Origin of the sequence: Gemmatimonas sp. UBA7669 (genome assembly GCF_002483225.1) — a bacterium.
GTDB lineage: Bacteria > Gemmatimonadota > Gemmatimonadetes > Gemmatimonadales > Gemmatimonadaceae > Gemmatimonas.
On the sequence record NZ_DLHL01000005.1, the window covers coordinates 1 to 19153 of the forward strand.

The following is a 19153-nucleotide window of genomic DNA, read 5'->3' on the forward strand; positions in this document are numbered from 1 at the left end:
CAGCTTTTTCAGCATCCTGCTAACGGACCCTCAACTGGGCTCCGATCGCCAACATGTCTCGCTCAACACCCTGACTCCGAGGTACGACAGTAATGCGCGACCAGATACCGAACGCTACCTTTGCATCTGATCGATCCAGTATGTCGAGCCTCAATTGAGTGCCTCTCGCGAACACCTTTTCGTTTCGGTAGAACGCCGGGCCCACACCGAGCCGAAGTTCAATCTGTCCGGCATTAACGGCGGTGCCGACCAAGGCGTTCAGTCCTGCGGTACCGCCATTTCTTGCGCAATCGCCGTTGGGGAGTATGAGACACCGCGAATGTCCTGATACCAAAGTCCCTCCCGCGCCAAGCACAGCGGACCACCGAGGCCTTTTGAGTACCGGAACAGAGTAACTGGCGTCCATTGCAGGACCCTGCGCATCTCGAAACGTATCTCCTCTCGTATCATGCCATCCAATTCCAAGTACAAGCCCACCACCAGGTTGCGCACCGCTCGCGCGAGGCAGAACGAAGATGGCCAAAATGGCCAAGCTAGCTATTGATCTCTTCATGCCATCCTCGTTTACTGAGATCCGCCAAAGGAGTGAGTTGTAGCGCGTATCGTACTCGAACGGCGCAGAATCGTTCGATGTGCCGCCAAGAGTGAGACAACGGCTGCGATTCGGAAGTTGTGTCTCAACTCGTGGCGGCAAACCTACTTTCAGCCATGATAGCCTTTGACGCTGGCTAAACGGTATTGCAGTCCATGCCGCTCGGTCCCGCAATGAGTGTCAGCGAGTGACTAACGGTATTGTTGTTCCCGTCTGTCACAGTCACCGAGACGTGATGCGAACCGTTGGAGGCAAAAGCAACTATGATCTCGCGACCATTCTGGAACTTGATCTGACCACTCGTATTGAAGGTGTACGAGTATGTGTTCCAAAGTCCTCCAGTTGCATTGGCGACGTACCGCAGGTTGCACGATGAAGACGCGAGGACATCTGTCGAACCCGTAACAAAAGTTGAGAGCGGAGCGGCAGGAAGCGCCGGCACGGGAGCGGTGATAACCCACGACCCACCGAGATCACTCTTGATACGCCCAAGTTTGGAAAAGAACCGCATCCCGAACGCGTGGCCACTATGGATACCGACAATGGAAACGAACTCGTCGGTCCAAAACGGAGCTCCCGGCAATTCAGACCCCTGAATCTCGGGATGGCCAGGTACACGGATGAACATTGGCCCGCCGCTGTCGCCTCCGTCCGCCGCGTACGAACCCTGAGCCGCGCAGCGAATTTGATACGTCGAAGTGGACTGCGGCCAATTGGGTACCATTAGCTGATCAATGCATGTGCTGACAACGTTTCCAGTTCTCCACCCAGACGTTCGGCCGATCATGTCGACATTTTGCCCGAGTAAGACGTCGTCTTGGGAGTATATAGCGGTGAAGTACGGCTTCGACTGATTGACGTCTAGAAGTCCAGTTCCGAGGCTCACGGTCCGAAGGATCTTACCAACCGCCATTGGGTGCTGCCCAGTACTGGATGCGAATAACGCATCCGCACCTCGGCAGTTATATGCGGCAATACCGCAGGTATAGTACGATGGATCTACCGATTCCATCGCTAGAACTGGCGGTGAGTTTGGTAGCATGGACCACTGTGAAAAATCCGGAAAGAACATCATGGAGCTACAATGGGACGCGGTGACAAAGCCGAGTATGCCATTGCGTTGTGCAACAAAACCGACCGTACACCCATCTAGGCTACCGCCTCTCACTATTTGCTGACCACCTGCAAGTGGATCTGAGGAGCCTGAGGTCAGCGTTAGCGGTGGTGCGGAATGAGCGATGTACTGCGATTTTTGTTGCAACTTATAGGTAACCAGTCTTTCGGTTGCTGAACTCGCACCAAGGGCTCTTTGTACTTCTGCTTGCGTTAACGGCAGTCGGTCAGCGGTGCTCTGCGTCCCAACTACAACGCGATTTGCACGCTCATCTAGGTCAACCGTGACGACTCCCACTACTGAACCAAGAACCTTCTCGGATATCTGATTTCGGATGTTTGCAAGCTCTACAAAGGTGTACTCCGACCGTTCTACTCGAAACCCGCGTGCCAGTTTACCACCGCCCGGATTGTATCCAGGATTGGCACGGACGAGATCACGAACAAACGCGAGACTGGCCACGTCATCCTTCGCATCGCGAACGCGAACCACCAATGTACCATCTTCGGTGTAGTAGAATCCCGCGCTCGATGGTGCGACCCTACTCAAGGAGCGAAACAGGTGCTCGCCGTCTCTTCCTACGTCGTCAATGTCTTGAACGACCACGCTCTTTGGGGGGGGCTCGGTTGGGCCGACGCGCTCCGGAAGATCTCGACAAGCCTGCAAAAACAGAGGAGTCAGCAACGCGGCCATCGACAGAGAATGCCGGAAGGCCGGTCGAGTTGCAACGCTGAGGGTTGCTGTGGCTAGGCGGAATCGATTTGGCATCGAGATCTCCAATACTGGCGAATGTGGATATGACTAGGTTCTGAGCGGCTTAGTCTCTTCAACCTTCTCGAGAGGCCGCATTTGATCAGTAGTTTAGGACTGCCGAATCGATCTTGGCAATAGGTCGTTTGCCCTATGTGTCTTCATACTGAACATCGCGTGTACACTCGTCGGTTGGGTTAGAACAACCAGCTCTGGCTTTAGCTTGCCCGTGTCTAACTTTGCGGTAGACGGTCAACACTTACGGGATAGACGCGACTCAGGAACGCTCCAACGCAATGGCAATCCAGTCACGAGAACGATATCCTCCTGTAACAACGCGTCTACTGCGAACTACCTTTGAAAGAAGGCGCTTGCTCGATTCTTGTTTTAGTGAACTCGAAGACGGGGAACTCGTCAAGCGAACCAACGCCTTAATGGCTCACGCAGAATCAGAGAGATAGGACGTCATGCAGCGCCAAGGCTGCGCGGCACTTGTGTCTGACTGGTAGAAACACCGCGCAGCGTTCAGCTAGGACTGCCAGACCATCCGCTGCGTACCCCGCCACACCGCACCAGGTTCAAGCACCACCGGTTCGCGAATGGCCCCCGCCTCCACACACACCATCTGCCGTTCATCCCCGGGCGCAAAGTCCACACGCGATGCCGTGCCCTCGGGGCCAGGGTTCCACACCACCGCGTCGGGGAAGCCGCGCTTCTCGATGCGCAGCACCCTGTCGCCATCGTGCAACTCCAGCACGTCGGGCGCGCCGTAGTACACACGATCCACATTGCCCGGGAACGTCACGGCATCACCCCGCTCCACGAACTCGGCGCCACCCTGCAGTGCGTCGCGATAGCTGAGGCCCGCCAAGCCATGCACGCGCGCCGTCAACGCATCGCGCACGGCGAAATACGGATGCAGCGCCGTCGTGAACTCGAAGGGCACGCGGTCGGTGTTGGTCACTTGCAGCGTGAGTTCGAGCGACGACCCGCTCACTTCAACGCGCAATTGCGCCTGGAACTCATGCGGCCATGCTGCCGCGCGCTCCAGCCATTGGGCCGGCAGATCACAGCGACCCAACTCCAGCACGACAAACTCCCCGAGTACCAGCTCCACCACACGCCAGCGACAGTGCCGCGCAAAACCATGTTGTGGCAGCAGACCCGGCCCGAACTGCGGAAAGCACACCGGAATGCCGCCCCGGATGCTCACCCCCGCGCCATACTGCGCGCGAGTGCTCACGAACAACTGCTCATCTCCACCGGCCGGTATCCACGACGCCACCTGCGCGCCGTCGAGATACACACGCACCGACGCACCATCGACTGCTTCGACATCGACAAACGGCGTCGCCACTTCCGCCAGCTCACCCAAGGTCGCCCCACTCACTTGGCCGTCACCTGCACGAGCGTGCGATAGAGAAATTCCGTGGCCCAACCCAGCGCCGCCACTGGAACGCGTTCGTTGTCGCCATGCATGCGCAGTTCGTCTTCCATGGGCAGTGGCATGGGCAGAATGCCGTAGGTCGGGATACCCTTGGCACGCAGCGCCGCCCCATCGGTGGCGCCCGTGCTCATGAACGGAATGACCGTGGTGCTCGGCACCATGGCCGTGGCACTCGACTCCATGGCGCGGTACAGCGCCGTGCTCACCGGAGACACCGGCGGCGACGTGCGCGGCTCACCGTCCAGCGCAAACGTGACCTGCTTCTCGCCGCCCACGCGATTGAAGGCCGCCACCACCTCACGCACATCGTCGTTGGGCAACACACGCAGGTTGAAGGTGGCGCTGGCCTCGCTGGGAATGACGTTGCTGCGAATACCGCCACGCAGCAGCGTGAGCGACTGCCCGCTGCGCAGCACGGCGTTGTGCAGCGGCTCGCGCGACAACACCACTGCTGCCGCGTTGACCTGCGCAGCCGATGCGCCAGTTGCGGAAATGCGCTGCATGGCCGCCTTCATGACCGGGTCCTTCTCGATGCGCGCGAGACGCGCAAAGTAGAGCCGCGTGGTTTCGTTGAGCTTGACCGGCGCGCGATAGGCATGCACCCGCTGCACCGCACGTGAAAGCGCTGCCAGCACATTGTCGGGCAACGGCACCGAGCCATGACCACTCGGGCCCGTAGCCGAGGCCACCACGTTATACGACACCTTCTCGGTGGTCTGGATGTTGACCGACTTGACCACACCATCGGCCACACGCACTCGCCCGCCTTCGTTGAGCGCGAACTCGGCATCCTTGATGAGATCGTAGTGCCGCGTGACCATGTGCTCGATGCCCACTTCCGGTCCGCCTTCCTCGGCGGCCGTGGCCATGAAGATCACATCGCGGTCGAGCTGATCACGACGCGCCGCCAGTTGCTGCATGGCCGCCGTGGCCGTGGCCAGCATGCCTTTGTCGTCAATGGCGCCGCGACCGTACAGATACTCCACGCCCGCTTCGTTCACCCGCGTGGCCGTGAACGGTGGCGTCTTCCACTTGGCACTGTCCACGCCCACCACGTCCATGTGCCCCATGATGATCACGGGGCGCTTGCTGGCGTTGGGCGCCTTGAGACGGGCCACGAAGTTGGCGCGACCATCAGCGGCGGGCAGCACATGCCGCTCTACACCGGGAATGCTGGCAAACACCGAGTCGAAGTACTGCGCGGTGAGCAGCTCGTTACCCGGCGGATTCTGCGTGTTGAGCCCGATGAGCCGTGTGAGGTGCACTTCGGCCGTGCGCTGCGCGAGCGCTCTGTCAAAACCGGCTGGCGCCGCTGTGCTCACCGTCCACGGCGTAGCGCCCTGCGCGTAGGCAGGGCGCGCGCACAGGGCCACAGCGCACAAACTCACACCAAGCGCCGGCACCCACCGCGCCACCGGCAACGAACGCCCGCTCAAAGCTCCCATCCCTTCCGGTACTCGCGCGTGAGAAACTTGTTCGCTTCCGGCGCATTGGTGAACGCTTTGTTCGGCGCGTCGTAGAGCACCTTGCGCCCCTGTCCTGCACGCAGCGCCGCAATGCCCAGTAGCATGGTTTCCGTAAGCGGCGCCGCCTGCGCAAACGGCGAGCTGGCCTGGGCTTCACCCTTGCAAGCCTGAATCCAGTTCTGTTCGTGCGACACGGTGATGCGAGGAATGCTCTGCTTCACCGTCTCGGCCTTCTTGCTCACCGACTCGGGATAGATGCGCGGCCGGTTGCCGTAGGTCTCGTGAATGAGGATACCCTTCTCGCCAACGAGCATGCCGCCACCACCGTCACTGCCGGGCGCCGAGATGGGCGCATCGTCGGGCAGCATGGCGGGACGCGGCGGCAGCAGGCCACCATCGTACCAGTAGAGATCCACCGGGCCGCGCTTGCCGACTGCCGGGAATTCGAACTGAGCCATCATGGCCAGCGGATAGGTGGCCGGGTTCTGCGCGCCACCACCCCAGGGGCTCGACGAGGCCGTGATGCTGGTGGGATAGGTGAGCTCGAGTGCGGTGAACGACTGGTCGATGAGATGTGCGCCCATGTCACCGATGGCGCCCACACCGAAGTCCAGCCAGCCGCGCCACGCGAACGGATGATAGGCCGGGTGATACGCGAGGTCGGGCGCCGGTCCGAGGTAGAGATCCCAGTTGAGTCCCGGCGGCAGCGTGTGGTCGTTGGCCGCCATGGCGGACCGCACCGCGTTGTCCACCGTTCCCATGTTCCAGGTGGGACGCGGATTGGGCGTGGACACCGGCGCGTTGGCTGGACGCGGACGCGGAATGCCCTGCGCCCAGTAGCGCACGGGGCGATCCGTCCACACGTGCACTTCTTTGATCTTGCCGAGCACGCCGCTGCGCACCACCTCGATGACACGATGCGAGCCCTCCATGGAGTGGCCCTGATTTCCCATCTGCGTGACCACCTTGGGATTGGCGGCCGCCGCCTTGGCCAGCAAACGCGTTTCGTACACCGAGTAGGCCAGCGGCTTCTGCACGTACACGTGCTTGCCCAGTTGCATGGCCGCGAGCGCGATTGGCGCATGCAGATGATCGGGCGTGGCAATCATCACCGCGTCGATGTCCTTCTGCTTGCTCAGCATCTCGCGGAAATCCGTGTACTTGGCGGCCGCCTTGTACACCTCAGCGAGCTTGAGATTCTGTGGCGTGGGTTCACCCTGCCGCGGCTTGAGCCGCCCCTCGATGTTGCGCTCGACGTATCCGAAGTCCACGTCGCAGACCGCCACGATGTTGTCCGTGAGCATCTGCGCCATGTTGTTCATGCCCATGCCGCCGATGCCCACGCAGGCGATGTTGAGCGTGGCGCTGGGCGCCTGATACCCCTGACCGCCCAGCACATGGCGGGGCACGATCATGGCACCCATGGCGAGTGTAGACGACGTGGCCACAAAATCGCGGCGCGAAAACGGCTGGGACATGGGCGGGAGGTGCGGAGGGGGAGGGGGCTGACGCAAACAGGCCGAGCGGCCTGCGGTAACACAGGTTGTATATGCAGAGATATGCGAAACGGACCGCCCATCCGTCAGATGAGCGGTCCGTCCAATGTACGCGCGGTCAGAATCGCAGCAACCGCGCCGGCGTCACCTGTTTGGGGTCGCCCACATACGCCCAGCGCACCCGCGTCATGTAAGTGCGAGCCGCCCGCTGGATGTCCTCCGGCGTGACCGCGCGCAGTTCCTGCACAAAACGCGACGCCCGCCGGAAGTCTCCCTGATACAGTTCGGCGCGCGCGAGCATGTTGGCCTGGTCGGCGTTGGTCTCGTTGTCCAGGAAGTAGGTGACGATGAACTGCTGCCTGAGCAGTTCGAGCCCTTCCTGGGTGATGATGCCCTCCTGCAGCGCACGGATCTGCTGCTGCATGATGGCCAGCACCTCGTCGGGTTGGGTGGTGGTCACGTACAGTCCGCCCACGGAGAAGGCACGCTCCACGAAGGGCGCATTCACCGAGTAGGTAAGATTGCGGCGCTGGCGGATTTCCCCGAAGAGCCGCCCCGAGAGCACGGCGCAGGCCAGTCGCAGGGCGTTGTAATCGGCGCTGGTGGCTTTGGGCCCGTGGAAGTAGCCCTGCAGATAGTTGGTGGGCAGCTGCCTGGGTTCCACCACATAACCGGCCGGCAAGTCCTGCGGCGGATCGGGCAGTGTCCAGGCGTAGTTGCCGCGCGGCAAACGGCCCAGTGATTCCCGCACCAGCCGCTCCACTTTGCTGCGCGACACGTTGCCCACCACCACGAGCATCATGCGCGAGGTCACCATCTGCGAGCTGTGATACGCGCGCAGCGCCTCCACCGTGAGACTGCGCAGGGAGGCCTCGGTACCCGCCGGCTCGAGACCGTAGGGGTGTCCGACAAAGGCCATGCTGTCAGCCAGATAGTCAAGCTGCGCATCGGGACTGTCGCGACGCTGACTCATGGCCACGGCAATCTGCTCACGCACCAGGTCCACATCGGCCGCGTCGAGACGCGGCGCCATGATGCGATCGGCAAAGATGGCCCAGGTGCTGTCGAACCCGGTGGTGGTGGCACGCAACCCGACCGAGGTCCAGTCCACACCACCGCTCACGCCAATGGCGCTGCCCAGCGCGGCCATCTTGCTGCGCAGCAGATCGCGCGGATACTTGCGTGTGCCCCGCTCACTGGCCTCCAGCAGCACCAGCTCGATGCCCTGCGTGGCGGGCGTCAGCTGCCGCACACCACCAAGCAGGTACAGGTTGGCGGCCACCACGTTGTTGGCCGTCACCTGACGCAGAATGACGGGAATGCCGCTCACCTCGAACTTCATGGTGAGCGAGTCATCGCCCATGATGGCGGGAGACGGCGGCGGTTCTGCCGGCCGGGCCGTTGGAGCCGAGGCGGGCTTTGCCGGCGCGCGCGTGGCGGGACGACGCGGCGGCGTGCGGGTTCCCGTGCTCTGGCCGGACGCGTCGTGCCCAATCAGCGCCGACCCGATGAACGCGGCACACAGGACATGACGCATGCAGGTGTGACGCCTCATGGCCGGATCTCCGCCTTGATGGGCGAGAGCAGCTCACGCTCGGTGAGGCCGGTCTGCCGCCGCGCCTGACTGGAAAGCAGCACATTCACCACGCGCGGCTTGCCCGCGATGTAGGTGCGCGTATAGCGCATGAGATCCGTGATGCGCTGCTGGGCCATCTGGTCGGTGTAGCTCATGAAGTAGTCGAGATTGGCCACACTCCACCAGAAGCCAATCGTGTGCGCAATCTCCGAGGCCTTTTCAATGCCAAAGGCACTCGACACGGCGCGCTGCGCTTTCACGGCCTCGAGTTCACGCGGGGTGATGTAGCTGGGGTCGGTGAAGCGCGCGAGTTCACGCTCGAGCGCCGCCATGGCGGCGCGGAACTTGTCTGGCGTGGTCTGGCCACTGATGGAAATGGGCCCCACCTGATTGAGGGTGTAGTAGTTCACCCCAATGCCCTGCCAGAGCCCCGAGTCCACCAGGTTCTTCTGAAATGTGCTGCCCGGTGTGTTGAGCACATCACTGAACACGTCGGCCGCAAACGTGGCACCCGGGTCCTTGCCCACACTCGGGCCCTGCCACTGAATGAGCACCGCCACCACGCCAATGGGCTCTTCGGCAATCTGCGCCTTGTTGCCATCGAGCGCGGGAATGGGCGGAATGGGATCGGCCACAAAAGGATCGGCGCCGCGCGGCCAACTGCCAAACACCTCCTGCGCCAGCGCAAAGATGCGCTCGGGCACCACGTCGCCCGTCACGATCAGCACGCAGTTGTTGGGCACGTAGTACTTGCGCTGGATCTCGCGCATCTGCGCCGACGTGACGTTGGCCAGTACCGTGCGGTCGCCGATGGTGTTCTTGCGGCTGGTCTGACCCGGATACAGCAGGTCCGTGGCCTTCTGCTGCCAATGAAAACCGGGCTGCGCCTCGTTGCGGTCGTACTCGCCCAGCACCACTTCCTTCTCGCGCTTGAGCTCATCCTCGAGAAAGAGCGGATTGATGAGCGCACTGGCGAGAAAGCGCAGACCACCGGCCACCGAGTCGGCAGGCAGCGTGAGGTAATAGTTGACGCGCTCTTCCTGAGTGGTGCCGTTGAACACCGCCCCCAGCTCGCCGGCGCGATCGGTGAAGGCCTCGGCCGAGGGCAGGTCCTTGTTGGCCTTGAAGAACATGTGCTCGTACATGTGCGCGAGGCCGTTGTACTCGGGCGACTGCGTGAAGGCCCCGTTGCGCACATTGATTTCGAGCGTGGCAATGGGCACACCGTGGTTTTCCACCACCACGACTTCGAGCCCGTTGGCCAGCACGGTGCGCTTGAGCACCTTCTGCAGTTCGGCGCGCGATTGCGCGGCCAGCGTGGCCGGTGGCGCATACAGCGGCGCCGCAAAGGCCAGCATTCCGGCCACGGCCAGGCGCCGCACCCACGACCGGGGGCGGAAGCGAGGCTCTGAGCTGTGCCGGTCTATGAAAGTCAGGAACATGGACAGACGGTTGAAGACGTGGGCGGCGGCGCCACCCCTGGCACCCCACCGGCTGCGAACATACCCCGCTGTAGGATAACCCGATCCCCGCGGTCTCCCGTGACGGGCCCGGATCGTCATGAATGGACCGGGCGATAGATTCCCGCCATGTCCTCGCATGCCCCCCACACGCCCGCGGCCCTCGCCGGCCTCGACGCCTCCCGCCTGCGCGCCCAGGTGCCGCTGGCGCCATTCACCACCTTTCGTATTGGCGGGCCGGCCGACTGGTACTACGAGGCCACGAGCGCCGAGGACCTGGCACAGGCGGTGACCGCCGCGCGCGAGTCCCACATGCCGTGGTTCGTGCTGGGCCTCGGCGCCAACATTCTGGTGGGTGATCGTGGTGTGCGCGGGTTGGTCATTCGCAATCGCGCCACGCAGCATCACGTGACGCCGGACGGCGTGTTGCACACGGAAAGCGGCGCCGTGGTGCAGCAGCTCGTGCTCGACACCGTGCGCGCGGGCTGGTCGGGACTCGAACACTACATCGGCATTCCGAGCACGGTGGGCGGCGCGCTGTGGCAGAATCTGCATTTTCTCTCGCCGGCACCCGAGCGCGAACGCACCATGTTCATCAGTGAGGTCTTCCGCGACTGCGACATTCTCGCGGAAGACGGCACACGACGCACCGTCGACGCCGACTACATGCAGTTCGGGTACGACGACAGTGTGTTTCATCATCGGCGCGACATTGTGCTGGCCGCGCGCTTTCAACTCAGCGCCGACGATCCGGCGCGTCTGCATCGTGTGCTGCAGGAAAACCTCGCCTGGCGCGGCGCGCGTCATCCCTGGCTGGAGGTGCATCCCAGCGCCGGGTCCATCTTCAAGAAGATCGAGGGCGTGGGCGCGGGCCGTCTCATCGATCAGTGCGGCCTCAAGGGATTCCGCATGGGGGGCGCGCAGATCTCGCACATGCACGCCAACATCATGGTCAATCTGGGTGGCGCCACGGCGGCCGATGTGCGGGCGCTCATTGCGCACGCCCAGACGGCAGTGTTCGAGCGCTTTGGCCAGCGGCTGGAAACCGAGATCGGGATGATCGGGGAGTTCTGACGGGGTTTTGCCGGGTCTGGCAGCAGCACCCCCGGCAACAGATCTGGCAACGGTAGGTGGCGGAAGGTACGGGAAACCCAGTGGACGCGGGCTGTGTCCCAGCAGGAAACCCCGTTTCCCCCTCGACCCCGACTGTCGTGTCCCGTCGACATATCCTGTGGGCCTGGCTTTGGTGCCTGAGTCTGCTGGCGGCCCCACCCGCCCTGGCTCAAACCGTGGACGTGATCCGCGGACGCATCACCGGCGCCAACAACGAACCGCTCGAGAACGTGGCCATTCTGGTGACGTCCATCTCGGGCAATGTGAACCGTCCCGCCCGCACCGACCGCAACGGTCGCTTCACCGTCACCTTTCCCAATGGCGACGGTGATTACATGGTCACCGTCACGGCGGTGGGCTACGCGCTCAAGCGCTTTGAGGTCAAGCGCGTGGCCGATGAAGACGTGCTGCTGGCCGATGCCAAGCTCACCCCCGTGGGTACGGTGCTCGATGCCATGCAGGTTACGGCCGACCGTCAGCGTGTCTCGCGCAACGAAACCAATCAGGACGTGGGCGGCACGGAGCGCATCATCAACAACATGGCCGCGCTGCCACCCGATCAGATGGGTGACCTGGCCGCCATGGCCGCCACGCTGCCCGGTGTGCAACTCGTGCCCGGCATGGATGGCAGCAACGGCTACTCCGTCATGGGCCTCGGCGCCGATCAGAACAACACCACGCTCAACGGCATGAATTTCGGCGGCAATGGTCTGCCGCGTGATGCCGGCGTGTCGTCGGGCCTCATCACCAGTCCATACGATGTGTCGCGCGGCGGTTTCAGTGGTGGGCAAATGGGTCTGCGCACCCGGTCAGGCAGCAACTTCCGCAATCGCGGGTTGAGCTTTGTGGGTGATGCCCCGCAGTTGCAGTTCATGGACCGCGCGGCACGCGCCACCGGACAGCAGTACAGCAACGGGTCACTGGGTGGTTCCGTGTCCGGCCCCTTGGTGTTCGACAAGGCGTTCTACAACGTGGCCTTCCAATTGGGCCGTCGAAGCAATGACCTGCAGACACTGCTCAACATGTCCGACGCCGGCCTCAAGGCCAGTGGCGTGGCGCGCGATTCCGTCATGCGCCTCATGAACATTCTGGGCAGCAACGCGGTGCCGCTGGCGGCCGGTGGCATTCCCGGCAGCCGACTGTCCGATCAGGGCTCCATTCTTGGCGCCTTCGACTTTGCGCCGCCCACGAGCACCTCGGGCACCGCGTTCAATCTCACGTTCAACGGCTCGTGGAACAAACAGAACCCCGCCGGTGGCCTCACCACCTCGCTGCCCAATGCCGGTGGTGACCGCAACATGTGGAACGCTGGTGTGCAGGGCCGTCACTCCGCCTACCTGACCTTCGGCAGCGTCAACATCCTCACGGAAACCTCGGTGGGCGTGAATGCCAGTCAGAATGAGGGCACGCCCTATCTCAACCTGCCGGGCGGACGCGTACGCGTGAACAGTCAGTTCGACGACGGTACGCTGGGTCTGCAGAATCTCGCCTTTGGCGGCAATCAGTTCCTGGGCACTTCGCAGGGATCGAACAGCCTCATGGCCATGAACACACTCTCGTGGTTCAGCGCCAACAACAAGCATCGACTCAAGCTCGCCACCGAAATCCGACGCGACGGCTCCACACAGGACCAGACCGTCAACCGGCTTGGCACCTACAGCTACAACTCCCTGGCGGATCTCGCGGCGGGCATTCCCGTGGCGTATACGCGCACGCTCTCACCGCGTGAACGCGACGCGAGCATGCTCATTGGCGCCGTGTCGCTGGGTGACTCCTATCGGTACTCGCCCACCCTGCAGATTCAGTATGGTCTTCGCGTTGACGGCAATCGCTTTCTGGATGTGCCTACGGCCAACACGGCGCTGCTCGAGCGTCTCGGCGTGCGCAACGACCGCGTACCTGATGGACTGTATCTGAGTCCGCGGCTTGGCTTCTCCTGGCAGTACGGCACGGCGCCGCAGATTGGGGCCTTCGCGGGCGCCTTCCGCGGTCCGCGGGCGGTGGTGCGTGGTGGCATTGGCGTGTTTCAGAACATGCCGCAGGCCACGCTCGTGGGCGGTGCCATCGACAACACCGGCTTGCCCTCGGCCATTCAGCAGCTCGCGTGTGTGGGCGCCGCCATTCCCGCGGCCAATTGGGCCGCCTTTGCCGATCCGTCCAACATTCCCTCACGCTGCGCCGACGGCAGCATGGGCTCGGTGTTCAACAACGCCGTGCCCAATGTATCGCTGTTCGACGAGGCCTTCATGCCGACACGCAGCGTGCGCTCCAATCTCAGCTGGTCGGGACCGGTGCTCTACAACCGGCTCAATGCCACCTTCGACGCCACCTACTCGCTCAATCTCAACCAGGCGAGCTTCGTGGACCGCAACTTCGCTGGCCAGCAGCGCTTCAGCCTGAGTGCCGAAGACGGACGACCGGTGTATGTCGACGCCGCCAGCATCGTGCCGCTCACCGGTGGCATTGCCGCCGGCGACGGCCGCCGAGTACCGGAGTATCAGCGTGTCACGCGGCAACTCAGCGACCTCCAGTCACGCAGCGCGCAGTTCTCCGTGCGTGTCTCACCCATGCAGTTCAACAGCCAGTTCAGCTGGAACGCGAGCTACACTTACGGCAATGTGCGCGAGGAGTTCCGCGGCTTCCAGAGCACGGTGGGTGATCCCTTCGCCATTGGGAGCTCGCGCGCCTCGTTTGATTCGCGGCATCAGATCACCTACACGCTCAACTGGAACGCCTTCGATCTCATTCGCCTGAGCTGGTTCGGGCAGTTCCGCTCCGGCAACCCGTTCACGCCGGGCATTGGCGGCGACGTCAACGGCGACGGCTACAGCAACGATCGGGCCTTTGTGTTCGACCCCGCGCGCACCGGCGACGCCGCCCTCGCATCACAGATGCAGACGCTGCTGGACAACAGCAGCGGTGTGGCGCGCAACTGTCTGCGCGCGCAGCTGGGCCGTCTGGCCGATCGCAACAGCTGCCAGGGTCCGTGGACCAGCTCGGCCAACTTGAGTGTGTCCTTCAATCCGCTCAAGCTGCGTCTGCCGCAGCGCGCCAACCTGACCTTCAACGTGTCCAACCCGCTCGGCGCGGCCGACCTGCTGCTGCACGGGCAGGACAATCTGCGCGGCTGGGGTCAGCAGATTTTTGTGGACCCCACCCTGCTCTATGTGCGGGGCTTCGATCCGGTGGCGCGGCAGTTCAAGTACGAGGTCAACCAGCGTTTCGGCGCCACCAATCCGCAGTTCCAGCAGTTCCGCGCGCCGGTCACGGTCAGCATGATGCTGCGCTACGACATTGGTCCCACGCGCGAGCGACAGATGCTCACGCAGGCGCTCGATCGTGGCCGCCGCACCACGGGCACCAAGGCGCCCGAGGCACTCATCAAGGCGCAGTTCGGCAACGGCGGTGTCCCCAATCCGCTGGCCACCATTCTGCGCGACCAGGACACGCTGCGGCTCTCGGCCGATCAGGCGGACAGCCTGGCCACGATGAACCGTCGCTTCATGGTGCGGCTCGATTCGATCTGGGCGCCCATTGCCAAGCAGTTTGCGGCGCTGCCCGATGGCTACGATCGGGATCGTGTGTACTGGCAGTACGTGAAGGCGCGCGAGGCCAGCATCGACATCCTGCGCAACTACGCGCCGGCGGTGAAGGGCCTGCTGTCGGTGGAGCAGCGGCGCAAGCTGCCGCCCTTCATCGCCACCGCGCTCGACGACCGCTACCTCAAGTCCATTCGTTCAGGCACGGCCGGTGGTGGTGGTACCACCATGATGGGCGGCATGGGTGGTATGGGTGGTGCGTTCATTGGCGGCATGAGTGGTGGCGGGGCCACCACCATCATCATGCGATGAGCGCTGACTTTACATCCAGTCTTTTCCGTGTTTCTAGTGGCTGCCGTCAAGCGGCCAAACCGTCAACAGCTCACGCAGAGAACTGCAAGAGAACCGCAGAGAACGCAGAGGAACGGATCATTCGTGTTGGATACTCATTTCTGATCCGTTCCGTCTCCACCCCGTCTAAAACACTGTCCTTTTGCTTGGACGGCTTCTCTCTGCGCCCTCCTTTCCTCCTCTTCTCTGCGTGAGCTGTTGGCGATCTCGCGGTGACCCGCTCCCATGTTCACCCTCCACCCGCACCCGACACTCACCATGCCTTCTCGTTCACGGCCTACTTCGCGGCAGCGCCTCGGCGCTGCCCTGTTGTTGCTTGGCGCAAGCAGCATTGTGGCAGACGCCCAGACGCTCACGCCCGCACCGGCCGGTTCACGACCGGCCATTCGCCCGCTTGGACCAGTCACCGCCACCAGCACCGAGCCCTTTGGTGTGGTGAGCAACCTGCGGGCCCTGCCCGGTGGGCGTGCGCTCGTCAACGACGTGGTGAATCGTCGTGTCGTGCTGCTCGATGAGAAGCTGTCGGTGGTGAAGGTGGTAGCCGACACCACGGCTGCCACGGCCAACGCCTACGGCGCCAATCCCGGCAATCTCATTGCCTTCCGCGGAGACAGCACGCTGTTCGTGGACGCGCAATCGCTGTCCATGCTCGTCATCACGCCAAGCGGCGAGGTGGCACGTGTGATGTCGGTGCCGCGTTCGCAGGACGCCATGATGCTGGCCAGTGCGGGCCTTGGCGGCGCGTACTACAGCAATGGTCATCTGGTGTATCGCGGTCGGCCGGCCATGCAGTTCCGTGCCAGCAGCACGAGTGGTGGCGCCCCCCAGATGCCGGCCATGCCCGACACCATGCCCGTGGTGCGTGTCAATCTGCAGACGCGTGTGCTCGACACGCTGGCGTACATGAAGGTGCCCAACACGCGCACCACGATGAACACCACCGAAGACGGCAAGCTGCAGCCGTCCATCGAAATCAATCCGCTGCCGGTCGTGGACGAGTGGACCGTCACACCATCTGGCGACATCGCCATCGTGCGCGGCCGCGACTATCACGTGGATTGGGTGTCGGCCAACGGCGAAAAGCGCGCTTCACCCAAGGTGGCGTTCGACTGGAAGCGCATGACCGATGTGGACAAGATCAAACTCATCGACTCGGTGAAGGCCATTCGCGAGCGGCAGCTGGCGGCCAATCCGGGTCAGGGCCAGGACATCGCGCGGGCCTTCGGTTCAGCCATGGGTGGCGGCGCCGGCGGTGGTGGTGCCGCGCCGCAGGTGGTGATGCGCTTCGAAATGCGCGGCGATGGTGGTGGGCCTGGCGGACCGGTGCGCGCGCCGCAGGTGGTGGCGCCCAACTTCACCTATGTGAGCCCGAGCGAGTTGCCCGACTACCAGCCCGCGTTTTTTGCCAACAGTCTGCGCGCGGATGCCGATGGTCGCTTGTGGCTGTCCACCATTCCCACCAAGCCGCAGCCGGCGGGCACGGTGTACGATGTGCTCAACGCGCAGGGCGAAGCGGTGGAGCGTGTGCTGGTGCCCGAGGGACGCAGCATCGTGGGCTTCGGCCCGGGTGGTGTTGTCTACCTGCAGTCGCGCGCGGATGGCAAGACCATCCTCGAAGCGGCGAAGATCAATCCGTAAGGACCGGTAACGACTAATTCTTGGGCGTGTCGACTTGCACCGCGCGCCTGGCGCTGCGGCAGAGTCGTTCGCCGGCCTTGCAGTAGCTCGTGTGCAGGGTGCCGCGCAGTGGTAGCAGGGAATCTGCCACCAGCGTGGTGACCGCCCCAACGAAATACGCGCTGTCCTCGGTGACGGCCGGCCCTTCGAACTGGAGGCGCCGGCCGTCGTCCGTTTCAATGAATGGTGGCAGCAGCGCATTGATCTGATCGCCGGGCCGCGGGTTGACCGCAAGCTTAGCGCCGGTGGCGGTGTGCTGCACGGCCAGGGGTGGGCCGGAGTCCACGGCCGCGGGGTTGCCGAATTTCGGCAGGCGCGGGAGGGCGGACGACACTTGGCCGTCCGTGGACGCCGCTGTGGTGTCGGTGGCGGCCGGCTGGTCGTGGCCGCTCGACGGGGCGCAGCCGGCGGCGGTCGCCGAGAGCGACAAGGCGAGCGCTAGGCGCCAGCGTCGGGTGGTCGAGGGCATCTGTTCAAGATAGTTCATTTTGGGGGCTGGTTGGGTTGAACCGCCTTGTCGCGGATGACGCGGATTGGGCGGAAACAGCACGGATGAAAAGCTTTGTAGTTGTTTATCCGTGCTGTTTCCGCCTCATCCGTGAAATCCGCGACAAGGCAGTTCTGGATCTCTCAGCCACACGGACTCTTGTAAGAGTTGACATTATTGGCCTAGTCTGTAAAGTTTGTCCACATGATCGACATCCTTTCGTCTCCTGCTGAGGAGCCAACCACCGACCCCCGGGTTGCCGCCATCCTCGACGCGGCACTGCCGGTGTTCCTGCGCTTTGGCTACCGCAAGACCTCCATGCAGGACGTGGCGGCCGCCGCGGACATCTCCCGCCAGGGGCTCTACCTGCACTTCCCGGGCAAGGAGCAGCTCTTTCGCGCGGTCGCCATTCACCATTTCGCTCGCGCACTGAACGCAGCGCGAGTGGCGCTGACCGCTGACAAGCCGCTCACCGAACGGGTGCCTGAGGCCTTCGACATCTGGATGGGCCAGTTCGTGGGCATCGCATCGTCAGACGCCTCCGATCTCGCGGAAATCGGGCACGCCCTCATTGGCGCCGATGTGCAGGCCTACGAAACGCAGTTCGCCGCCGCGCTGACCCAGGCCATCGAAGGGTCATCGGTGGCCCCGTCCCTCGCCGCACGCGGCGTTTCGGCGGCCGACTCCGCGCAGATGTTGTTGGCCGTGGGACGGGGCAGCAAACACAGCGTGGCCACCCGCGCCGAGTTTCGCGCGCAAATCGCCCTCGCCACCCGCATCCTGTGCGCCTCCTCCGCTGGTTCCTGCTGATCTTCGTCCTGCTCATGTCTGCCACGATTGTTTCCGGTTGGAGCGCCTTTGGCGCATACCGCTTTGGTCCCGGCATTGGCACATCGCCAAGCAGCTTGCTTCGTGCCGAGCGCATGGCTGCATCGCCGCAGGTGCGTGACGGCCGATTCGTGAACGAGCAGGCCATGCGTGAGAACTACGGCCTCATGCTGCGCGGCCTGTTCACTCGCAGTGCACGCAGCGTGCCCGACACGCCGTTGCCGGTGGTGACGGACGCCGCAGCCAGCGCCCCCGCCGATGCACAGCAGTTTGAAGTGACGTGGTACGGACACTCCTCGCTGCGTGTGCGTGTCGCGGGTCTGCAGATCCTCATTGACCCCATGTGGGGTCAGCGACCCTCGCCGCTGTCCTTTGTGGGGCCGTCGCGCTGGTACGCGCCGCCAGTGTCACTGGACGCACTGGGCAGCGTCGATGTGGTGCTCATTTCGCATGACCACTACGACCATCTCGATCACCCCACCATTACCGCGCTGATCGGCAATCCGGCCAATCGTCACACGCGCTTTCTCGTGCCGCTTGGTGTGGGTGCACATCTCGAACATTGGGGCGTGGCGCCCGAGCGCATCGTGGAGCTGGACTGGTGGGAGTCGCAGGCCATTGGCGGCGTGACCTTCACGGCCACGCCCGCACGTCATGCCTCAGGTCGCACGCTGCTGGATCGCGACGCCACGCTGTGGGCGGGTTGGGCTCTGAGCACGGCCACGCAGCGGGTGTATTACTCGGGCGACACGGGCATGATGCCGGCGTTCGAAGCCATTGGTGAGAAGCTGGGGCCGTTTGATCTCACGCTCATGCAAGTGGGCGCCTACGGTGACGGCTGGCCCGACTGGCACCTGACTCCGGAGCAGGCCGTCGCGGCACATCGTGCGCTGCGCGGCACAACGCTGCTGCCGGTGCATTGGGGATTGTTCAATCTCGCGTATCACGCGTGGGATGATCCCATTGCGCGGCTCACGCGGGCGGCCGCCGCGCATGACCTGCTTGTTGCAACTCCGCGTCCTGGCGAGGCGATGGTCGTGGGTGGTGCAACGCCTGACGTGCGGTGGTGGGGGCGTTGAGCTTGCTGCACTGAGCGCCGAGTTGGCTGCTCGATCGTCAACAGCTCACGCAGAGAACTGCAGGAGAACCGCAGAGGTCGCAGAGAACAGCGGTCGGGGTCGGGGTTGTGGTCGGGGTCCTTCATCGCGGATGACACGGATTGAGCGGAAACAGCGAGGGTGTTCAGAATTTTGTGTG

The 19153-nt window shown here is 63.4% G+C and carries 11 protein-coding genes; 5 read left to right on the forward strand and 6 right to left on the reverse strand.

The genetic code is table 11. The features are described 5' to 3' along the window. Window positions 1-2985 precede the first annotated feature (2985 nt). The 5 genes from B2747_RS01640 to B2747_RS01660 form a co-directional block, all read right to left on the reverse strand. Window positions 2986-3831 carry a D-hexose-6-phosphate mutarotase gene (locus B2747_RS01640; protein WP_291155986.1) on the reverse strand — a complete coding sequence of 282 codons (846 nt, stop codon included), beginning with the start codon at window positions 3829-3831 and terminating at the stop codon, window positions 2986-2988. Window positions 3832-3842: 11 nt separating this feature from the next. Then, complete coding sequence (locus B2747_RS01645; protein WP_291155989.1) at window positions 3843-5339, reverse strand: M20/M25/M40 family metallo-hydrolase; 1497 nt, start codon at window positions 5337-5339, stop codon at window positions 3843-3845. Further along, a complete protein-coding gene (locus B2747_RS01650; protein ID WP_291155992.1) occupies window positions 5336-6847 on the reverse strand; it encodes a Gfo/Idh/MocA family protein in 1512 nt (503 codons plus the stop codon). The genes B2747_RS01645 and B2747_RS01650 overlap by 4 nt, the downstream gene beginning before the upstream one ends. A 136-nt stretch (window positions 6848-6983) precedes the next feature. After that, window positions 6984-8420, reverse strand: coding sequence for a M16 family metallopeptidase (locus B2747_RS01655; protein WP_291155995.1), 1437 nt, complete (start codon window positions 8418-8420; stop codon window positions 6984-6986). Further along, window positions 8417-9799, reverse strand: coding sequence for a M16 family metallopeptidase (locus B2747_RS01660; protein ID WP_291156016.1), 1383 nt, complete (start codon window positions 9797-9799; stop codon window positions 8417-8419). The genes B2747_RS01655 and B2747_RS01660 overlap by 4 nt, the downstream gene beginning before the upstream one ends. A gap of 231 nt (window positions 9800-10030) precedes the next feature. On the opposite strand from B2747_RS01660, the gene murB reads away from it, so the two are divergent. The 3 genes from murB to B2747_RS01675 all read left to right on the forward strand — a co-directional run bounded on the left by murB (window position 10031) and on the right by B2747_RS01675 (window position 16542). Further along, on the forward strand, window positions 10031-10975 hold the full coding sequence (murB, locus tag B2747_RS01665) for a UDP-N-acetylmuramate dehydrogenase (RefSeq protein ID WP_291155998.1): 945 nt from the start codon (window positions 10031-10033) through the stop codon (window positions 10973-10975). 137 nt (window positions 10976-11112) lie between these two features. Then, the gene (locus B2747_RS01670) at window positions 11113-14865 is read left to right on the forward strand and encodes a TonB-dependent receptor (protein WP_291156001.1); all 3753 of its coding nucleotides are present in this window, start codon (window positions 11113-11115) and stop codon (window positions 14863-14865) included. A gap of 297 nt (window positions 14866-15162) precedes the next feature. Then, window positions 15163-16542, forward strand: coding sequence for a hypothetical protein (locus tag B2747_RS01675; protein ID WP_291156004.1), 1380 nt, complete (start codon window positions 15163-15165; stop codon window positions 16540-16542). 13 nt (window positions 16543-16555) lie between these two features. On the opposite strand, the gene B2747_RS01680 is transcribed toward B2747_RS01675, so the two are convergent. After that, window positions 16556-17050: a hypothetical protein gene (locus B2747_RS01680; RefSeq protein ID WP_291156007.1), complete on the reverse strand. Its 495-nt coding sequence runs from the start codon at window positions 17048-17050 to the stop codon at window positions 16556-16558. Window positions 17051-17272: 222 nt separating this feature from the next. On the opposite strand from B2747_RS01680, the gene B2747_RS01685 reads away from it, so the two are divergent. Both B2747_RS01685 and B2747_RS01690 read left to right on the forward strand, forming a co-directional pair. Beyond that, window positions 17273-17878, forward strand: a complete 606-nt coding sequence (locus tag B2747_RS01685) for a TetR/AcrR family transcriptional regulator (protein ID WP_291156010.1) — start codon at window positions 17273-17275, stop codon at window positions 17876-17878. After that, window positions 17851-18975 (forward strand): MBL fold metallo-hydrolase, encoded by a 1125-nt coding sequence (locus B2747_RS01690; RefSeq protein WP_291156013.1) that lies wholly within the window; start codon window positions 17851-17853, stop codon window positions 18973-18975. Before B2747_RS01685 ends, B2747_RS01690 begins: the two co-directional genes overlap by 28 nt. Window positions 18976-19153 lie beyond the last annotated feature (178 nt).